The 18,734-nt window shown below is 64.0% G+C and carries 14 protein-coding genes; 8 read left to right on the top strand and 6 right to left on the bottom strand.

Features of this window, described 5'->3' with window-relative positions:
- The first annotated feature begins 197 nt into the window (after window positions 1–197).
- Entirely contained in the window at window positions 198–2,549 is a 2,352-nt protein-coding gene (locus XH84_RS06380; RefSeq protein WP_128918443.1) for a bifunctional salicylyl-CoA 5-hydroxylase/oxidoreductase, read from the top strand.
- 51 nt (window positions 2,550–2,600) lie between these two features.
- Window positions 2,601–3,851: a flavin-dependent oxidoreductase gene (locus tag XH84_RS06385; RefSeq protein ID WP_128918442.1), complete on the top strand. Its 1,251-nt coding sequence runs from the start codon at window positions 2,601–2,603 to the stop codon at window positions 3,849–3,851.
- Between the two features lie 9 nt (window positions 3,852–3,860).
- Here the strand turns inward: XH84_RS06385 and XH84_RS06390 are convergent, their stop codons facing one another.
- Together XH84_RS06390 and XH84_RS06395 are read right to left on the bottom strand one after the other, a co-directional pair.
- Window positions 3,861–4,316: a cupin domain-containing protein gene (locus XH84_RS06390; RefSeq protein WP_018643141.1), complete on the bottom strand. Its 456-nt coding sequence runs from the start codon at window positions 4,314–4,316 to the stop codon at window positions 3,861–3,863.
- 30 nt (window positions 4,317–4,346) lie between these two features.
- Complete coding sequence (locus XH84_RS06395) at window positions 4,347–5,519, bottom strand: ABC transporter substrate-binding protein (RefSeq protein ID WP_164936118.1); 1,173 nt, start codon at window positions 5,517–5,519, stop codon at window positions 4,347–4,349.
- A gap of 254 nt (window positions 5,520–5,773) precedes the next feature.
- Here XH84_RS06395 and XH84_RS06400 point away from each other — a divergent pair, with 254 nt between their 5' ends.
- The 3 genes from XH84_RS06400 (at window position 5,774) to XH84_RS06410 (ending at window position 8,609) form a co-directional block, all read left to right on the top strand.
- Window positions 5,774–6,292 carry a MarR family winged helix-turn-helix transcriptional regulator gene (locus tag XH84_RS06400; RefSeq protein ID WP_164936119.1) on the top strand — a complete coding sequence of 173 codons (519 nt, stop codon included), beginning with the start codon at window positions 5,774–5,776 and terminating at the stop codon, window positions 6,290–6,292.
- Between the two features lie 148 nt (window positions 6,293–6,440).
- Window positions 6,441–8,132, top strand: coding sequence for a benzoate-CoA ligase family protein (locus XH84_RS06405; protein ID WP_128948092.1), 1,692 nt, complete (start codon window positions 6,441–6,443; stop codon window positions 8,130–8,132).
- A gap of 21 nt (window positions 8,133–8,153) precedes the next feature.
- On the top strand, window positions 8,154–8,609 hold the full coding sequence (locus XH84_RS06410) for a RidA family protein (RefSeq protein WP_128918439.1): 456 nt from the start codon (window positions 8,154–8,156) through the stop codon (window positions 8,607–8,609).
- 35 nt (window positions 8,610–8,644) lie between these two features.
- Here the strand turns inward: XH84_RS06410 and XH84_RS06415 are convergent, their stop codons facing one another.
- A complete protein-coding gene (locus tag XH84_RS06415) occupies window positions 8,645–9,373 on the bottom strand; it encodes a CBS domain-containing protein (RefSeq protein WP_128918438.1) in 729 nt (242 codons plus the stop codon).
- Window positions 9,374–9,582: 209 nt separating this feature from the next.
- Between XH84_RS06415 and XH84_RS06420 the strand changes: the two genes are divergently transcribed.
- Window positions 9,583–11,436: a PHA/PHB synthase family protein gene (locus XH84_RS06420; RefSeq protein ID WP_128918437.1), complete on the top strand. Its 1,854-nt coding sequence runs from the start codon at window positions 9,583–9,585 to the stop codon at window positions 11,434–11,436.
- On the opposite strand, the gene XH84_RS06425 is transcribed toward XH84_RS06420, so the two are convergent.
- The 3 genes from XH84_RS06425 to XH84_RS06435 are packed head-to-tail and all read right to left on the bottom strand — an operon-like array spanning window position 11,433 to window position 14,961.
- Window positions 11,433–12,404, bottom strand: a complete 972-nt coding sequence (locus tag XH84_RS06425; protein ID WP_128918436.1) for a CHAD domain-containing protein — start codon at window positions 12,402–12,404, stop codon at window positions 11,433–11,435. The two genes, XH84_RS06420 and XH84_RS06425, sit on opposite strands and share 4 nt — an antisense overlap.
- The gene (locus XH84_RS06430; protein WP_128918435.1) at window positions 12,391–13,953 is read right to left on the bottom strand and encodes a bifunctional aminoglycoside phosphotransferase/ATP-binding protein; all 1,563 of its coding nucleotides are present in this window, start codon (window positions 13,951–13,953) and stop codon (window positions 12,391–12,393) included. The genes XH84_RS06425 and XH84_RS06430 overlap by 14 nt, the downstream gene beginning before the upstream one ends.
- Before the next feature lie 24 nt (window positions 13,954–13,977).
- Complete coding sequence (locus XH84_RS06435) at window positions 13,978–14,961, bottom strand: zinc-dependent alcohol dehydrogenase family protein (protein ID WP_128918434.1); 984 nt, start codon at window positions 14,959–14,961, stop codon at window positions 13,978–13,980.
- Between the two features lie 164 nt (window positions 14,962–15,125).
- Here XH84_RS06435 and XH84_RS06440 point away from each other — a divergent pair, with 164 nt between their 5' ends.
- Together XH84_RS06440 and XH84_RS06445 are read left to right on the top strand one after the other, a co-directional pair.
- The gene (locus tag XH84_RS06440) at window positions 15,126–15,965 is read left to right on the top strand and encodes a universal stress protein (protein ID WP_128918433.1); all 840 of its coding nucleotides are present in this window, start codon (window positions 15,126–15,128) and stop codon (window positions 15,963–15,965) included.
- A 67-nt stretch (window positions 15,966–16,032) separates the two neighbouring features.
- Entirely contained in the window at window positions 16,033–18,726 is a 2,694-nt protein-coding gene (locus tag XH84_RS06445; protein WP_128918432.1) for a bifunctional acetate--CoA ligase family protein/GNAT family N-acetyltransferase, read from the top strand.
- The last annotated feature ends 8 nt before the right edge of the window (window positions 18,727–18,734 follow it).

The following is an 18,734-nucleotide window of genomic DNA, read 5'->3' on the forward strand; positions in this document are numbered from 1 at the left end:
ATACAACTGGCACCGACCTCACGGTGGTATAGACTCTCAAACGCCGATCAGCAGGCTCGGTTTGACCAAGGATAACCTCTTGAGGCTCCACAACTAGGCCGTTGTTCAGCTTGTGACCAAGCCGGCAGCGGGGACTTGCGCGAAATTATTTTAGGCTTAAAATAGTTTTCGTGGCCGGGTGAATTGGCGAGGCTCCCATGAAAGTCGCGATCATCGGTGGCGGACCTGCGGGTCTCTATGCTGCGATCCTGCTCAAGAAGCAGCGCCCGGGCGCCGAGATCGCGGTGTACGAGCGCAATCGGGCCGACGACACCTTCGGCTTCGGCGTGGTGTTTTCCGACGCCACGCTGGACAATTTCGAAAAACATGATCTGCCGAGCTATCGCCGCATTACGCAGGAATTTGCTTACTGGGACGATATCGCCGTACATTTTCGCGGCACGGTGCACCGGGTCGGCGGCAACGGCTTTTGTGGCTGCTCCCGGCGCAAGCTGCTTTTGATCCTGCAGGAGCGGGCGCGCGAGCTCGGCGTCATCCTGCACTTCGAAGTGGACATCGACGACGAAGCCCGCTTTGCCGATGCCGATCTCGTCCTGATCGCCGACGGCATCAACAGTCGGTTTCGCGAGAAATACGTCGATCATTTTCAGCCGGAGCTCGACATCCGCTCCAACAAGTTCGCCTGGATGGGGTCGACCAAACCGCTTGATGCCTTCACCTTCATCTTCCAGGAGACCGAGTGGGGGCCGTTCATCGCCCACGCTTATCAATATGAGGCCGGACACTCGACCTGGATCTTCGAGACCGATCCTGAAACGTTCGAGCGCGCTGGCCTGACAGCGTTGGACGAGACGCAGTCCGCCGCGCGGATGGCCGAGATCTTTGGTTGGTTCCTCGATGGGCACAAGCTGCTCACCAATCGCTCGATGTGGCGCAATTTTCCGATGATCCGCAGCAAACGCTGGGTCAAGGACAACATGGTACTGCTGGGCGATGCCAAGGCGAGCGCGCATTTCTCGATCGGCTCCGGCACCAAGCTCGCGATGGAAGACGCCATCGCCTTGGCCGAGGCGATGGAAAAGGCACCCGATATCAAGGCTGCGCTTGATGTTTACGAGCACGGCCGACGCGAGGAGGTCGAGAAGACGCAGCATGCCGCCGACGTCTCGCTGGTCTGGTTCGAGCATGTCGATCGCTTCTGGGATTTCGACCCGGTGCAGTTCGCTTTCGGCGTGATGACGCGCTCGAAGGCGATCACCTATGACAATCTCAAGCTCCGCGCGCCCGATTTCGTGGCTGAGGTCGAGAAGTCATTTGCCAAACAGGTTCGCGGCAGCGGCTTTGACGTCGATACGGAAAAGCCGGCGGTGCCGCTGTTCCAGCCGTTCCGGCTGCGCGAGATGGAGATCGCCAATCGCGCCGTGATGTCGCCGATGTGCATGTACTCGGCAAAGGAAGGCGTGCTGACCGATTTCCATCTCGTGCACTACGGTTCGCGCGCGATCGGAGGGGCCGGCCTCATCTTCACCGAGATGACCTGCGTCAGCCGCGATGCACGCATCACGCCCGGCTGCGCCGGATTGTGGAACGACGAGCAGGAGGCCGCCTGGCGGCGCATCGTGGACTTCGTCCACGGCAATTCGGCTGCAAAGATCTGCCTGCAACTCGGGCACGCCGGGCGGAAGGGCGCGACCAAGCTGATGTGGGACGGGATGGACCGTCCTCTGGACGAGGGCGGCTGGGACGTATTTTCGGCATCGCCGCTGCCCTATTTTCCCGACAGTCAGGTGCCGCGCGAGCTCGATCGCGCCGGCATGAAGGCGGTGAGGGAGTCTTTCGTCGCGGCGGCCGAGCGCGGCGAGCGCTGCGGTTTCGACATGCTCGAGCTGCATTGCGCCCACGGTTATCTGCTCGCAAGCTTCATCTCGCCGCTGACCAACACCCGCACGGACGAGTACGGCGGCGCGCTCGAGAACCGTCTGCGTTTCCCGCTCGAGATCTTCGAGGCGCTCCGCGCGGCCTGGCCATCGCACAAGCCGATGTCAGTGCGCATCTCCGCGACCGATTGGGTCGACGGGGGCATCACTGGTGACGACGCGGTGGCGATCGCCCGCGCTTTCGCCGAGGCAGGCGTCGATCTCGTCGACGTCTCGACCGGGCAGACCGTCCGCGATGCGCAGCCGGTGTACGGCCGCATGTTCCAGACGCCGTTCTCCGATCAGGTCCGCAACGAGGCGCGGGTGGCCACGATGTGTGTCGGCAACATCACAACGGCGGACCAGGCTAACACCATCCTGGCAGCGGGCCGGGCAGACCTCGTCGCCCTTGGCCGGCCGCATCTGGTCGATCCGTTCTTCACCATGAAGGCGGCGGCGTGGTACGGGGCGGACGCGGCATTTTGTCCCCCGCAATATCTGCCAGGAAAAGAGCAAATTTTCCGCAACAGCGTCCGCGACCGGCAGGACCTCGAGGAGCTGCGAATTAAGGCTAAGCCCAAGACCCGGGCCGAGCTCAAGGCGGAGGCGACAAAGCCGCTTGCGGCGGAGTGACCGCCCGTGCGACGTTAACCCATTGCCTGTGTTTCGAGTGGAGTAAGGGCGATGAAGGCGATTATCGTCGGTGGCGGTATCGGTGGTCTCACTACGGCGCTGATGCTGCGTTCGCGCGGCCTCGACTGTGAGATCTTCGAGCAGGCCGACACCATTCGCGAGCTTGGGGTCGGCATCAACACGCTGCCGCACGCCATGCGCGAGCTCGCCGGCCTCGGCCTGCTTCAGAAGCTCGACGACGTCGCGATCCGCACCGACCAGCTCTATTATCTCAACCGCCACGGCCAGGAGGTCTGGCGCGAAGCCCGCGGCATCGACGCCGGCCACGACGTGCCGCAATTCTCAATCCATCGTGGCCGCCTCCAGGGCGTCATCCATCGCGCCGTCGAGGAGCGGCTCGGGCAAGATGCCATCCACACCGGCTGCCGGCTCGGAGCCTTCACCCAGGATGAGGGCGGCGTCATCGCTTATTTCTTCGATCGCGCCGGCGCGCACATTCACACCGCGCGCGGCGACATTCTGATCGGCGCCGACGGCATCCATTCCCGCGTCCGCGAGACGTTATTCCCGAACGAAGGCCCGCCGTGCTGGAACGGCCTGATGCTGTGGCGCGGCGCCCGCGACTGGCCGCTATTCCTCACCGGAAAATCGATGATCGTGGCCGGCGGCCTCAATGCCAAGGTGGTGATCTATCCGATCGCGGAGGGATCGAGCCCGGCGAGCCGTCTGACCAATTGGGCGGTGCTGGTGAAGGTGGGCGAGGGCAATGTGCCGCCGCCGCGCAAGGAAGACTGGTCGCGGCCGGGGCGGCGCGAGGAGCTGATGCCCCATGTGGCACGCTTCTCGGTGCCCTATATCGACGTGAAGAGCCTGATCGCGGCGACACCCGAATTCTACGAATATCCGACCTGCGACCGCGATCCCTTGCCATATTGGTCATCAGGACGCGTCACGCTGCTGGGCGATGCAGCGCACCCCATGTATCCGGTCGGCTCCAATGGCGCCTCGCAGGCGATCCTCGATGCGCGCTGCCTTGCGGATGCGCTGGTGCGTGCCGAGCATCCGCGCCAGGCGCTGCTTGAGTACGAGAAGAAGCGTCTGCCAATGACGGCCGATATCGTCCGCTCCAACCGGCGCGGCGGCCCCGAGGGCGTCATCGACGCCGTCGAGCAGCTCGCCCCTGATGGATTCGACAATGTCGACAATGTCCTCAGCTATTCCCAGCGCGAGGCCATCGTGCGCGGCTATGCCACCAAGGCCGGCTTCGCCGCGGTGCCGGGGCTCGCGGCCGTGCGCGCCTGAGGCGCGCCGCTAGCCGCCGGGCGGCGGCGGCAGGAAGTGGATGTTGAACTCGGCCGCCATCGCCACCACATCTTCCGGCTTCTGCTCCTTCATGTTGTGAAGGCCCCAGAACAGGTCGAACAGCTTGCGGCTTGGCGAAACCCAGAACAGCACTTTTGCAGTCTGCTCCGACTTGTTGAAGATGCCATGCGGCACGCCCATGCCGAGGCGGATCAGATCGCCGGCCGTGGCCTGCGCCTCGGAATTGCCAAGCACGAAATCGAGCTTGCCCTCGAGCATGTAGAGATACTCATCCTGGTCGGGATGGATGTGGGGCGGGACGAACGTGCCCGGCGGCAGCGTCGCATGCCAGGAGAAGCTGTTCTCGGCGTAGCTCTTCGGCACATAGGTCTGGCCGAGGATGTTCCAGGAGATGCCCTGGATTCCTTCATTGGCCCGTGTGATGCCGGTAATTTCGCTCTTCATTGCAGTCCTCCCCTAACGCAATACTTGGTTCTAGTTCGCCGCCTTGCAGTCCTTGGCATAACGGTCGCCGTAATTCTCGAAGACCTTCTGCACGATCTCGGTCTGGAACTTGCCATCCGGACGCTTGGCGACCTTGGTCAGATAAAAATCCTGAATGGGATAGCCGTTGGTGTTGAACTTGAAGGCGCCGCGCAGTGAGGTGAAATCGGCTTTCTTCAGCGCGGCCTGGACCGCCTCCTTGTTCGACAGGTCGCCCTTCACGGCCTTGACCGCACTGTCGATCAGCATCGCGGCGTCGTAGGCTTGGAAGGCGTAGGTACCGGGCACGACGTTATAGGTAGCCTCGTAGGATGCCACGAACTTCTTGTTCTGGGGATTGTCGAGGTTGGGCGCCCAGTTCGCGCCGCCGAACATCCCGACGGCCGCATCCTGTTGCGCCGGCAGGGTCGATTCATCCACCGTGAAGGCCGAGAGCACCGGAATGCTGTCGGCAAGGCCGGCCTGCCGGTACTGCTTGACGAGATTGACGCCGAGGCCGCCCGGCATGAACGTGAACAGCGCATCGGGCTTCTGCGAGGAGATCTTGGACAGCTCCGGCTGGAAATCCAGCGTGTTCAGCGGCATGTAGGACTCCTCGACGATCTCGCCCTTGTAGTCGAGCTTGAAGCCTGCCACCGAATCCTTGCCGGCCTGATAGTTCGGCACCATCAGGTACATGCGCTTGTAGCCGCGATCCTGCGCGACCTTACCGAGGATCTCGTGAACCTGGTCGTTCTGATACGACGTCACATAGAAGAACGGGTTGCAGTCCTTGCCGGCAAAAGTCGACGGACCGGCATTGGGGCTGATCAGGAAGGTCTTCGATTCCGTGACGGGCCGGTGAATCGCCTGCAGGATGTTGGAGAAGATCGGGCCGATCACGAAGTCGACCTTGTCGCGCTCCAGAAGCCCCTTGACCTTGGTCACCGCCGCGTCCGGCTTCAGCTCGTCATCCGCAACGATCACCTCGACATCACGGCCGCCCATCTTGCCGCCGAGATCCTTCACCGCCAGTGCAAAGCCGTCGCGGACTTGCTGACCCAGTGCTGCTGCGGGTCCCGAGAGGGTCACCACCACACCGAGCTTGATCTTCTCCTGCGCCACGGCTGGATTGAGGGCGGTGCCGACCAGCAAGGCTGCGGCCAAGGTCAATTGCGTCTTCAAGATCTGTCCCCCCGTGACATCAGGGCTTGCGCTGCAAGCCGCGTACTTCAATCCAAGCTTATGCCGATGATGGCTGCCGCGGCAAGCAGCGCTCAAGGTGTCGCCATCCTTCGGACGGCGGCGCATGCAAACGCCGCGCCAATTATTTGAAGCCTAAAGAAGTTGACGTGCGGTCGATTGTTGCAGCTTTGGACTTGCAGCCGGCTTCGATTTATTTGAAGCTCAAAATGTTGGGGGAATCCGTGCCGGCGCCAATGCCCGCCGAGAGTGACTGCAGCGAGATGCTCGATTCCGAGACCAAGGCCGTCGAGACGCCGGAGGACCATGCCGACGAGCTGCGGCTGTGGTTGCGCCTTCTGACCTGCACGACGCTGATCGAGGGCGAGGTCCGCGGTCGGCTGCGGCAGCGGTTCGACGTCACTCTGCCCCGCTTCGATCTGATGGCGCAGCTCGACAAGGCGCCTGATGGCATGACGCTCTCCGATGTCTCCAAGCGCATGATGGTGTCGAACGGCAACGTCACAGGTCTCGTCGAGCGTCTCGTTGAATCCGGTCATCTCGACCGCCGGACGTCGGAGACGGACCGTCGTGTCCAGGTGATCCGCCTCACAAAACTCGGTCGAGGCGAGTTCCGCCGGATGGCTGCGGAGCACGAGACCTGGATCGCCGATCTGTTCGCCGACCTTTCGCCAAAGGACGTGCGCGAATTGATGCGGCTGCTCGCCAAGACCAAGGCGTCGGCGCAGAAATCGGCCGCGCGCCGCCGGCCGTAGGCGCGGGGCCGGCAGGGCCGCTCAATCCCTTTTGCCGCAGGAAAAAGCACGGGATGCTCAAAATCCGCTATTGCGCCAAATTGTTTTAAGCCTAAAATGTTTTCCAGATCGTGCTGCCGGGTGCAATCCATGCTGAAAGGAGCGTGCGATGGCCAACGCCGCCAAGGTTCAAGTCACGGGCTCGCATGACGGCAACGCCGCGACGGCCCATGTCGATACGTTTGCGCAGCGGCATCTGCCGCCGCGCGAGCTCTGGCCCGAGTTCATCTTCACGCGGCCGGAGCTGAACTATCCGCCACGATTGAAGTGCGTCAGCTACTTTCTCGACCGCTGGGTCGAGCAGGGCCATGGCGACGCGCCCTGCGTCATCAGCCCCGCCGTCAGCTACACCTATCGCGAGCTGCAAGCCCTTGTGAACCGCATCGCCAATGTGCTGGTTGGCAAGCTCGGTCTTGTTCCCGGTGGCCGCGTGCTGCTGCGCTCCGCCAACAATCCGATGATGGTTGCAACCTATCTCGCGGTGGTCAAGGCCGGCGGCATCGTGGTGGCGACGATGCCGCTGCTCCGTGCCAAGGAGCTGTCCTACCCGATCCAGAAGGCGGAGATCACCCTCGCGCTGTGTGACGGAAAGCTCGCCGAGGAAATGGAGAAGGCGAAAGCTGCGGCGCCGGCTCTCAGACGTATCGTTTATTGGGGCAATGGCGCGCCGGACTCGCTCGAAGCGCTCATTGCCGACGCGAGCGCGGAATTCAAAGCCTTCGATACCGCCTCCGACGACGTCTGCCTGATCGCCTTCACGTCGGGCACGACAGGCGATCCCAAGGGCACCATGCATTTCCATCGCGACATGCTTGCGGTCTGCGACGGCTATGCGCGCAACATCTTGCGGGCCGAACAGAAGGATCGCTTCGTCGGCTCGGCGCCGCTGGCGTTCACGTTCGGCTTCGGCGGCGTGTTGTTTCCGATGCACATCGGCGCCTCTTTCGTGGTGCTGGAGAAGACGACGCCCGACGACATCCTGACGGCGATCGAGCAGTACAAGATCACGATCTGTTTCACCGCCCCGACCGCGTACCGCGCCATGATCGGTAAGCTTGCCGGCCGCGATATTTCCTCGCTACGCAAATGCGTCTCTGCCGGCGAGACCCTGCCCAAGCCGACCTTCGACGCCTGGCTCAAGGCCACCGGCATCAAGTTGATGGACGGCATCGGCTCGACCGAGCTGCTGCACATCTTCATCAGCGCGACCGAGGACGAAATTCGTCCGGGGGCGACGGGCAAGCCCGTGCCGGGCTATGAGGCCAAGATCGTCGACGACGACGGCCATGACGTGCCGCCGGGCACGATGGGGAAGCTTGCGGTGCGCGGGCCGACCGGTTGCCGCTATCTCGCCGACGAGCGGCAGCGCAAATACGTCCAGAACGGCTGGAACATCACCGGCGACACCTATCTGATGGATAGCGACGGTTATTTCTGGTACCAGTCGCGCTCCGACGACATGATCGTGTCGGCCGGCTACAATATCGCAGGCACCGACGTCGAGGCGGCCCTGCTCACGCATCCGGCGGTTGCCGAGTGCGGTGTGGTCGGCGCTCCGGACGAGGCGCGCGGCATGATCGTGAAGGCTTATGTCGTCGCGGCGTCCGGCGTGACAGCGGACGCGCAGCTTGTGGCCGAGCTGCAGGAGCATGTCAAACGCGAGATCGCGCCGTACAAATATCCGCGCGCCATCGAGTTCGTGACGCAACTGCCGAAGACCGAGACCGGAAAATTGAAGCGCTTTGCCCTGCGGCAACTGGCGCAGGCGGCTGTGACGTCCTCAGGCGTTGCGGCGGAATGAGAGAAGGATGAAGAATTGTCCGTGACGACGCCGAAAGGCCCGCAGCTCGCGGTGCTGACAGCAGCCGAGGATGACACCCGTTCGCGCGTGCAGGTGCTCCAGCCGTCGGGCTGGCCGATGCCGAAGGGCTACGCCAATGGCATGGCCGCCGAGGGGCGCATCGTCGTCACCGGCGGGGTGATCGGCTGGGATGCCGAGGAGCGTCTCGCCGACGGCTTCGCCGCCCAGGTGCACCAGACCTTGAGCAACATTGCGGCGATCCTGGCCGAAGCCGGCGCGCGGCCCGAGCATCTCGTGCGGCTAACCTGGTACGTGGTCGATATGGACGAGTACCTGTCCAACCTGAAGGAGCTCGGCAAGATCTACCGTGCCATCTTCGGCGCGCATTACCCCGCGATGGCGCTGGTGCAGGTGGTGCGCCTCGTGGAGAAGGCGGCACGCGTCGAGATCGAGGCCACCGCCGTCATTCCGCGCTGAAGCGTCTGGCTCAGCTCGCCTCGTCAGCTCGCCTGTCAGCTCGCCTTGGCGAGCTCGTCGTCCTCGGGCGAGTTCAGATAGATGCCCGACATGGTGTCGACCCAGCACAGATGGTCGTGCACCTTCTTCACGCCGTCGACGTTCTCCGCGGCGACCATCGCGGCCTGCCGTGTGCGCTCTTCGGTGATGACACCGCTGAGGTGAACGATACCGTCACGGACGATGACGTTCAGGCCGAACGGGCACCAGTCGTTCTTCTCCATGGTTTCGATGATGCGGCTGCGAATGTGGTCGTCATCCGCCGTCGGATCCGGCACTTCGCGGGCGAGTCCCGCCACCGCCTGCAGCAGATTGGCGCGCGATACGATCCCGACGACCTTGTCTCCGCGCACGACCGGCAGCCGCTTCACGTTGTTGCGTTCCATGAGATCGACGATCTCGGCGAGCGCCGTATCCTCCGTGATGGTGACGGGCGTGTCGGTCATCACCTCCGAAACCTTGCGGCCGTGCTCGTGGACGAAATCGCTGGCGGATTTGCCCGGACCCAGGATGAACCGCAGCCAGCGTCCGCGCTTGCGCCCGGTGCCGATCTCGCTGCGGCGGATGAAATCTCCTTCAGAGACGACACCGACGAGCTTGCCGGTGTCATCGACCACTGTGAGGCCGCTGACATGCCGCTTCAGCATGATGTTTGCCGCCTCGACGATGCTGGTGTCGGGGGCGACCGAGATGACCGACCGGGTCATGATCTGGTGGGCGCGCATGGATAACTCCGCTGGCTTTGTCGAATTTTGATGCGCGAAAACTAGCCCGAGCGGCGGGGTACGGCTTGACCCAGGTCAATGGGAGGAGCCCGTCCGCACCGATGAAGCAATTGTGATCCGGGCCTTAGGTTTGATGCAGCTCAACGCTTCTGCGAAAGCTCGCCCTATCGTTCCGCCGACTTAGAAGCAGCCCTTGGGATCATTGAGCCATGAGCGTCGTGCAGATATTTCCGCGGGCCGAAGAGCCGGCAGTGCAGGCTCTTCCCGTCGACCCCCCCGCGGGTTCCGAAGCTTCGACGGTACGCGCCGAAAAGCCCGCAGAAATGCCAGCTGCCGCCGACCCTTTGCCTGCATCGGAGCCATATCCGCTCGACCGCGCGTTTCACGCGATGCTGGCGCGGTTCACGGGCGGCCTTTCGCCGCTGGCCCTGTCGCTCGCCTGGCTCGACTGGGGTTCGCATCTCGCTGCGGCGCCGCAACGCCAGATGGAAATTTCCCGCAATATCCTCCGCGACACTGGCCGGTTGGCCGAAGCCGTCGCGCACGCGACATCACCGGAGCAGAAGCCGTGGTCCGTGGTCCGGCCGCAGGGACGGGATCGCCGCTTCAGTGGACCGCAATGGGAGGCCGCGCCGTTCAACCTGCTGGCGCAGGCGTTTCTGCTCGGAGAGCGCTGGTGGCGCGATGCCGCGACGGGCGTGCGCGGCGTGTCGCACGCCAACGAAGCCATCGTCGAGTTCTCGATGCGGCAGATGCTGGACATGCTGGCACCGTCGAATTTCGCGGCGACCAATCCGAAGGTGCTGGAGAAGGCGTTCCAGAGCGGCGGGGAAAATTTCGTCTTCGGCTGGCAGAACTGGTACAGCGATCTGATGCGTTTTCTCTCCAACTCGAAATTGGCGGACGACGGGCAGTTCGCGGTCGGCGACACCGTGGCGGTTTCACCCGGCAAGGTCGTCTACCGCAACGAGCTGATCGAGCTGATTCAATACCATCCGACCACCGCGCAGGTGCGGCCCGAGCCGATCCTGATCGTGCCGGCCTGGATCATGAAATACTACATCCTCGATCTCTCGCCGCAGAACTCACTGGTCAAATATCTGACCGACCAAGGTTTCACCGTGTTCGCGATCTCCTGGCGCAACCCGGATGCGAGGGATCGGGATCTTGCCTTCGACGACTATCGCAAGCTGGGGGTCATGGCGGCGCTGGACATGATCGGCCTGATCATGCCGGGTCGGAAGACCCATGCGCTCGGCTATTGTCTGGGGGGTACATTGCTGTCGATCGCCGCCGCCGCGATGGAGCGCGACGGTGACAACCGTTTCGGCACGGTCACGCTCCTTGCCGCCCAGACCGACTTCACCGAGGCCGGAGAGCTAACGCTCTTCATCAACGAGAGCCAGGTGGCCTTTCTCGAAGACATGATGTGGCAGCGCGGCTATCTCGATACGACGCAGATGGCTGGCGCCTTCCAGCTGCTGCGTTCCAACGAATTGATCTGGTCGCGTCTGTCACATGACTATCTCATGGGCGAGAGCGCACCGCCGAGCGACTTGATGGCCTGGAACGCGGACGCCACGCGGCTGCCTTATCGCATGCACTCGGAGTATCTGCGCAAGCTGTTCCTCGACAACGATCTGGCGGGAGGGCGCTATCTCGTCGGAGGCAGGAGCATTTCGCTCTCCGATATTCACGCGCCGATGTTCGTGGTCGGCACGCTCGCCGATCACGTGGCGCCATGGCGATCCGTCTACAAGATCCACTATCAGGTGGATGCCGACGTGACGTTCCTGTTGACCAGCGGCGGTCACAACGCCGGTGTGGTTGCGCCTCTTGAGGAGCCCGGCCATAGCTATCAGGTGCTGACCAAACCTGCTGATGCGCCCTATGTTGGTGCGGATGAATGGCTGGAGCTGGCCCCACACGTTGAAGGATCGTGGTGGCCGGAATGGGCCAAATGGCTGGCGGCGCGCTCCGGCGCACCCTGCAATCCGCCTCAGATCGGGCTTGGAGACGCCCTCGGCCTCCCGGATGCGCCGGGAGACTACGTTCACACCTAGACCTCCGGCTCAGAGCTCGGCGCGAGCTCCGAGGAGCGGAAGGCCTTGGCCTTGTCCAGCTTCCGATAGGCCTCCGCGGCCGTTCGCAACAGCTTCTTTTCCCGCTTGCGATTGAGGAAGCGATTGCTCGCATCGAGGCCGGCCCCGTTCAACGACGCCGCCAGCGCTTGTCCCCGCGCATCGTCGTTCAATTGTCCGAGCGAGCGTTGCGCCTTGCGCAATTGCTTGAGGATCGACTTCTGCCTCGCCGCCGTCCCATCAGCGAACAGATCCTGGAGCGACTCGATCGAATAGGTCATCCGCTTGTTGAGAAGGCGTAGTTTGTGGCGTTTCTCGACGTCGAGCTTGCGGAGCTTTCGCGCTTTCTTGAGCAGCGTCGTTTCCCATTCGGTCAGTCGCTCGGTCGCATGGTCAGCGAGCGTGCAACGGCGCAATCGGATGGCTTCCTTGCTGCGCCGGGTCGACCAGGGGCCGCTCTCGATCCAGGTCGAGGTCTGCTCGACGAGGCGGCGGTACCGCGCGGATTGCAGCGCGCGCGCCAGCTGGCGGTGGCTCTCGACGCGCCTTTCGTCCCAATGATGAAGCTCGGCGATCACGGCGAGTTCGTTGCCACTCTCAGCGACGACCCGCTCGATCGCCACATCGAGGTCTCGCACCATGCCGAGCTGACCGTTCAGCCATTTCAGCTCGGCCCAGACATTCGGCCGCAGGGCGTCGTCGACCATCGGCGAGAAGAAGCGGATAGCGGTGCGCAGATGCGTCAGCGCGATCCGGATCTGATGCAGCGCGTCGGGATCGCCACGGCTGGTGCCGTCATGCTGGGCGATGATGGCGGCGAGGTGGCGGCGCGCGATGATCCGGAACGCCGTATCGCAGGCCATGCCGGGGCTGAGGCGACCGGGCAGGGCATTGCGCCGCGCTGCCGGCGTGGCGCGAGCGGCCGTCGAGGTCGTGCTAGGTCGCGCCATCTTTGCCCGCGCCAATCAGATTGCCCTGTTTGCCTTCAGCGATCGCGCTCCGGCAGTTCTGGAGCGTCTGCTCTTGTGTCCCGGATGCATCGATGGTCGCCCAACCGACATGGCCGATATTATAGTGCTCTTGCAGCGCGGCAACCTCTTGCGTGGCGTCCGATGCGTCTTCCCGGCGGCTTCCGATCCGTGTCTGCCGGGTCGCGAGGTCTGCAACCAGAAACAGGCCGTTCAGCGGCACGTTGCCCTCGCGCGCCAGTGCGGCGATCGCGTCCCGTTCGTCCTCGCGGGCGAATACGCCGTCGATGATTGCCGAATGGCCTTGCGCCAGCACCCGCCGGGCATGCTGAGCCAGCGTGTCGTAGACGCGGGCCGCATGCTCCGGTGTGTAGGCGGACGGTGGCAGGCGGTGGGTGTCCTCGACCCCGAACATCTGCTTGCGGACGAGGTCGCTGCGCAGCACGACGGCTCCGGGTGGCGGTGCGATGCCGGGCGCGAGCGCTTGCGCCAGAACGGTCTTGCCCGTGCCTGACAATCCGCCGACCGCAATCAGACGCGGAGCGGCAGGATGGATCAGCATCCTGGCGAGATCAAAATAACGCTGTGCCTGGTCCAGAATGTCGAGATCATCGGAATGCGGCGGCCTCAGCCGCGCCAGGGCCACCTGGGCGCGGATCGCCGCCCGGATGGACATGAACAGCGGCAGGGCGGAGAGCGCGTCGAGATTATCGGCGGGCGTCGCGGCGAGATAGCGGTTCAGGACGACGTTGGCCGCGCGTGGCTGATCGTGGTGCAACAGGTCCATCAGCGTGAATGCGAGATCATAGAGCACGTCGACGGTTGCTATCTGCGCATCGAACTCGATGGCGTCGAACAGCACGGGCCGGCCATCGATCAGAACGATGTTTGCAAGATGCAGATCACCATGGCAGCGGCGCACGAAGCCCTGACGGCCGCGCCCTGAAAGCAGGGGACGAATACGTCGAAATGCCTCGTGCGAGGCACGGCCGAGCTTTTCGATGTCTTCCGGATTGAAACGTCCGCCAGCCCGCAGGCCGTGACCGTTGCCGTCAATCAGGCCGGGGATGGATGACACCCATGCTCTGCCGTCGGCGCCGGTCGCCGCCACGTGCGAAGCCACGATCGCGTCGGCGGTAGCCGAGGCGAGCGCCGGATCCAGCGGGCTGGCCTTTGCCAGATGATCCAGCGTCCTGCTTTCGTCGAAGCGCGACATGTCCACCGCGTACTCGATCGGCCGGCCGGGGCCGCCGACCTGCACCGATCCATCCGGCTCTTCCGTGATCGCCACGACGCGATGATAGATCTGCGGGGCCAGCGGCCGGTTGATCCGGATCTCCTCCTCGCACGCCGCCTTGCGCTTCTCGAGCGTCGAATAGTCGAGGAAGGGAAACCGGACGGCGCGCTTGATCTTCAACGCGCGCTTCCCGTCGAGGAACACCGAGGCTCCATGCGTGTCGATTCGCGTTACGCCGGGATGGCCGGTCAGCGTCCGGAAGATCCGCTCCTGGGCCGCCAATTCATCTGTCATGGAAACGGGCATCCGAAACCACCATCAGGGCGTCAGCACAGCCGCGCCGAGAATCTGGCCGGCTCGCAGCATGGTCAGAACTTCGTTGGCCTGATCGAGCGGAAAGGCCGTCGTTTCGGTGCGCACGCCGGCTTGCGGAGCGACTTTGAGAAAATCGAGGCCATCCTGCCGGGTCAGATTGGCGACCGAGACCAACTGCCGTTCCTGCCAGAGCAGATCATACGGAAAGCTCGGAATGTCGCTCATGTGGATGCCGGCGCAGACGACACGACCGCCTTTGCGGACAGCGCGCAGCGCGGCCGGGACAAGCTCGCCTGAAGGTGCGTAGATGATCGCGGCGTCGAGCGGCTCCTCGGGCATCTCATCGGAGGACCCCGCCCAGACCGCGCCGAGACGACGGGCAAGGTCTTGGGCAGCGGCATCGCCGCGTCGCGTGAATGCATGGACGGATCGTCCCTGCCAACGCGCGACCTGCGCAATGATGTGGCCCGCCGCGCCAAAACCATAGAGGCCGAGCCGCTCGGCAGGGCCGGCCAGCACCAGCGAGCGCCAGCCGATCAGCCCTGCGCACAGCAGAGGCGCAATCTCCACGTCGCTCCCCTCCTCACCGAGGGGAAAGGCGTAGCGTGCGTCGGCGATGGTGTGGGTCGCGTAGCCGCCGTCGCGTGTGTAGCCCGTGAACAACGGTGCGTCGCACAGGTTCTCCATGCCCTCGCGGCAGAAGCGACAATGCCCGCAGGTGAAGCCGAGCCAGGGAATGCCGACGCGATCACCGGGCGCATGCGTTGTGACATACGGGCCCACGAGGTCGACCCGACCGACGATCTCGTGGCCGGGCACGATCGGATAGCGAATGTCAGGCAACTCGGCGTCGACGAGATGAAGATCGGTCCGGCATACCCCACAGGCGCTGATCTTCACGCGCAGCTGACCCTCGCCAGGCATCGGGTCGGGCCGCTCCTCCATCTGGAGCCGCGTTCGTGGGGCCGGCAACACCATCGCACGCATGAGTCTCTCCGGGGCAAACGGCTCCGCTGGATCATCCATAGAATAGCCGTGTGGCCAGTCCTTGACGTCGGTCAACGCGCGTGGCGGACCGAGTTTCATTAGCTTGACGAGGATCAAGCGTCTCGATGAAAGCCGGTCTATTGTGGTGGCCGAGGAGAATTCCGATGCCCATCAAGGACGTCTTTCTGCCGCTTGTCGGCCGGCCGCGCGGGCCGGCCCTGGCCGCGATCGAGAAATGCGTAGCCGTCGCCGCCGATCTCGGCGCCAGGATCACCGCGCTCGGGCTTGAGGAAGACGTTTTCGAGCGGCCGAGGGTGATGCTGCCCTACGATCGCGATTCCGCGGAGACCAGCGGTTCGCGTGAGGCTGGCGACATGCAGCAGCTCCTGAACGCATTCACCAATGCGACATCGCGCGCCAATCTTCGCGCTCAGAGCCGAGCGGGCAAGGTGCCGGCGGACCAGATCGCGGCGATCCTGGCCGAGCATGCCCGTTTCAGCGATCTCACGCTGCTTCCGGTGAAGCCGCACGACAGCCGAACGGAGAGCATTGTCGAAGCCTTCTTGTTCGGATCCGGCCGGCCGCTTCTGCTCTGTCCAGAACATCTCGCGGACGAACTTCGGCCTGAATTCGAGAACGTCATGATCGCCTGGGATCACTCCGCGCGTGCGGCGCGAGCGGTCGGCGACGCGTTGCCTATTCTTCGGGCTGCCACCTCGGTCCGGGTGGTGACCGTGGCCGAGGATAAGACCGAGGCGGTCGTACAATCCGGAACGGCTCTCGTCGATCATTTGAGGGAACACGGGGTCCATGCTTCGTTCGAAACGACGAAAGGCGGCGGCAGCTCGATCGGCAAGGTCCTGGGAAGCTGGGCGAATTCCCATGGCATGGATGCGATGGTGATGGGCGCCTACCATCATTCGCGCCTGAACGAGATCGTCTGGGGCGGTGTGACAAAGACCGTCATTGGCCAGCCACCGTGCTGGGTTATGATCTCGCACTAGGCTCGCCACCTTTGTCGGCCTGATCGTCAACCATCGGAACCGCCGCTGACCCGGCGCATTTTCTTTCATGTCAATCTATCGTTTGAACAACCTGCTGTCGCCACGCTCGGTCGCGCTCGTCGGGGCGAGCGCCCGTCCGGCGTCCGTGGGACGCGCGGTCCTGGAGAATATTCGCAAGGCCGGATTCAAGGGGCAGTTTGGCCTCGTCAATCTGCGCCATGCCGAGATCGGGGGCGTCGCGGCGGTGAAGAGCCTGGACAGGCTGGACTTCGTGCCCGAACTCGTGGTCATCACCGCCCCCGCGGGCGAGATTCCAGGCATCGTCGACCAAGCCGGGCGTCGCGGGTCTGCGGGCGCGCTGATCGTCTCGGCCGGACTCGGCCAGGGACCGGGATCGCTGCACGAGGCTACAAGCGCTGCCGCCCGAAAATACGGCATGCGGCTGATCGGGCCGAACTGCCTCGGCATCATGATGCCCGGCGTCAGCCTGAATGCCAGCTTTGCCGCGCATATGCCGGGGGCGGGTAGTCTCGCGCTGATCTCGCAATCGGGCGCGATCGCTGCCGGCATGGTCGATTGGGCCGCGCAGCGCGGCGTCGGCTTCTCCGGCATCGTCTCGATCGGCGACCAAATCGACGTCGATATTGGCGACCTGCTCGACCATTTCGCGATGGATCAGAAGACCCGCGCGATCCTGCTCTACATCGAGGCCATCAAGGACGCGCGCAAGTTCATGTCGGCGGCGCGCGCCGCCGCGCGCGTGAAGCCGGTCGTCGTGGTGAAGTCCGGCCGCATGGCGCAGGGCGCGAAGGCGGCTGCTACGCACACCGGTGCGCTCGCCGGTTCCGACGCTGTCTACGACGCGGCGTTCCGCCGCGCGGGCGTCCTGCGGGTCTCCGATCTGCGTGAGCTGTTCGATTGTGCCGAGACACTCGGCCGTGTCGAATCGCCGACGGGAAAGCGTCTCGGTATCCTGACCAACGGTGGCGGCATCGGCGTCCTTGCGATCGATCGATTGGTGGAACTCGGGGGAATTCCGGCAACCATCTCGGCTGAGGCGCGAAAGAAGCTCGATGCAGCGCTGCCGTCGACCTGGTCCGGTGCAAATCCCGTTGACATCGTGGGCGATGCCGACGCCTCGCGCTACGCGGTGGCGCTGGAGGAGCTGCTGGCCGATCGTGACAATGACGCAGTCCTGGTCCTCAACGTGCAAACGGCGATCGCCTCGGCCGCCGAGATCGCCACGACCGTGACGGAGCTCGTCAGAAAATATCGCGAGCAGCACCGCAGCTGGGCGAAGCCCGTATTGGCGGCCTGGGTTGGAGCCGACCAGCACATCATTCAGACACTCTCCAGCGCCGGTGTACCGAACTATCCGACCGAGGACGACGCCGTGCGCGGCTTCATGCATCTGGTCCGGCACCGCGAAGTGGTCGAGGAGCTGAGCCAGGTTCCTCCCGCGATGCCTGACACGTTCATTCCGGACGCGAGGGGCGCGAGGCAGATCGTCACCGCCGCGATCGCGGACGGCCGTCAATGGCTCGAGCCGGTCGAGATCAAGCACCTGCTCGAAGCTTACGACATCGCGATGGTGCCGACCTATGCGGCGACCGATGTCGAGCAGGCGGTGGCCTATGCGAACGACATCTTCGCACAGGGCGACACCGTCGTGCTGAAGATCATGTCGCGGGACATCGTCCACAAATCCGACGTCGGCGGCGTCGTTCTCAACCTGACCACGCCTGAAGCAGTCCGAGGGGCCGCCACGGGCATTATCGCGCGTGCGAAGAAGCTGCGTCCGGAGGCGCGCATCGGTGGCGTCATCGTCCAGGCGATGGTCGTCAAGGCGAAAGCGCGCGAGCTGATCCTGGGCCTCGCCGACGATCCGACCTTCGGCACGGTCGTCGTCTTCGGCCGGGGCGGGACGGCGGTGGAGATCATCAACGACAAGGCGCTCGCGCTGCCGCCGCTCGATCTGCAGCTGGCCCGCGACCTGATCGAGCGCACGCGGGTGTCGCGGCTGCTCCGCGCTTACCGAGACGTGCCGGCTGTGAAGCCGGACGCGGTCGCCATGGTGCTGGTCAAACTGGCGCAGATGGCGGCCGACATTCCCGAGATCCGCGAATTCGACATCAATCCGCTGCTGGCGGACGAAACCGGCGTGACCGCGGTCGACGCCCGTGTTGCGGTTGGGCCGCCGCAACGGAAGTTTGTCGGTTCCGGCCCGGCTAATTTCGCCGTTCGCGCCTATCCATCGCAATGGGAGCGCCGCCTCAAGCTCAAGGACGACTGGCGCATCTTCGTGCGGCCCATGCGCCCCGAGGACGAGCCGACCATCCACGAATTCCTCCGTCACGTCACGCCACACGACCTTCGCCTGCGGTTCTTCGCGCCGATGAAGGAGTTTACCCACGAGTTCATCGCGCGCCTGACCCAGCTCGACTATGCGCGCGCGATGGCCTTCATTGCATTCGACGAGGCGACCGGCGAAATGGTCGGCGTGGTTCGGCTCCATTCGGATTCGATCTACGAGAGCGGCGAATACGCGATCCTGCTGCGGTCCGATCTCAAGGGCAGGGGGCTCGGCTGGGCGCTGATGCAGCTGATCATCGACTACGCCAAGTCGGAAGGATTGAAGGCCATATCGGGCGACGTGCTCAAGGAGAACGCCGTGATGCTCGAAATGTGCCGGCACCTCGGCTTCGAGGTCAAGCCGGATCCGGCCGAGCCGGATATCTGCGACGTCAGGTTGAAGCTCTAAGCGCGCCC

This window comes from Bradyrhizobium nanningense, from assembly GCF_004114535.1.
GTDB lineage: Bacteria > Pseudomonadota > Alphaproteobacteria > Rhizobiales > Xanthobacteraceae > Bradyrhizobium > Bradyrhizobium nanningense.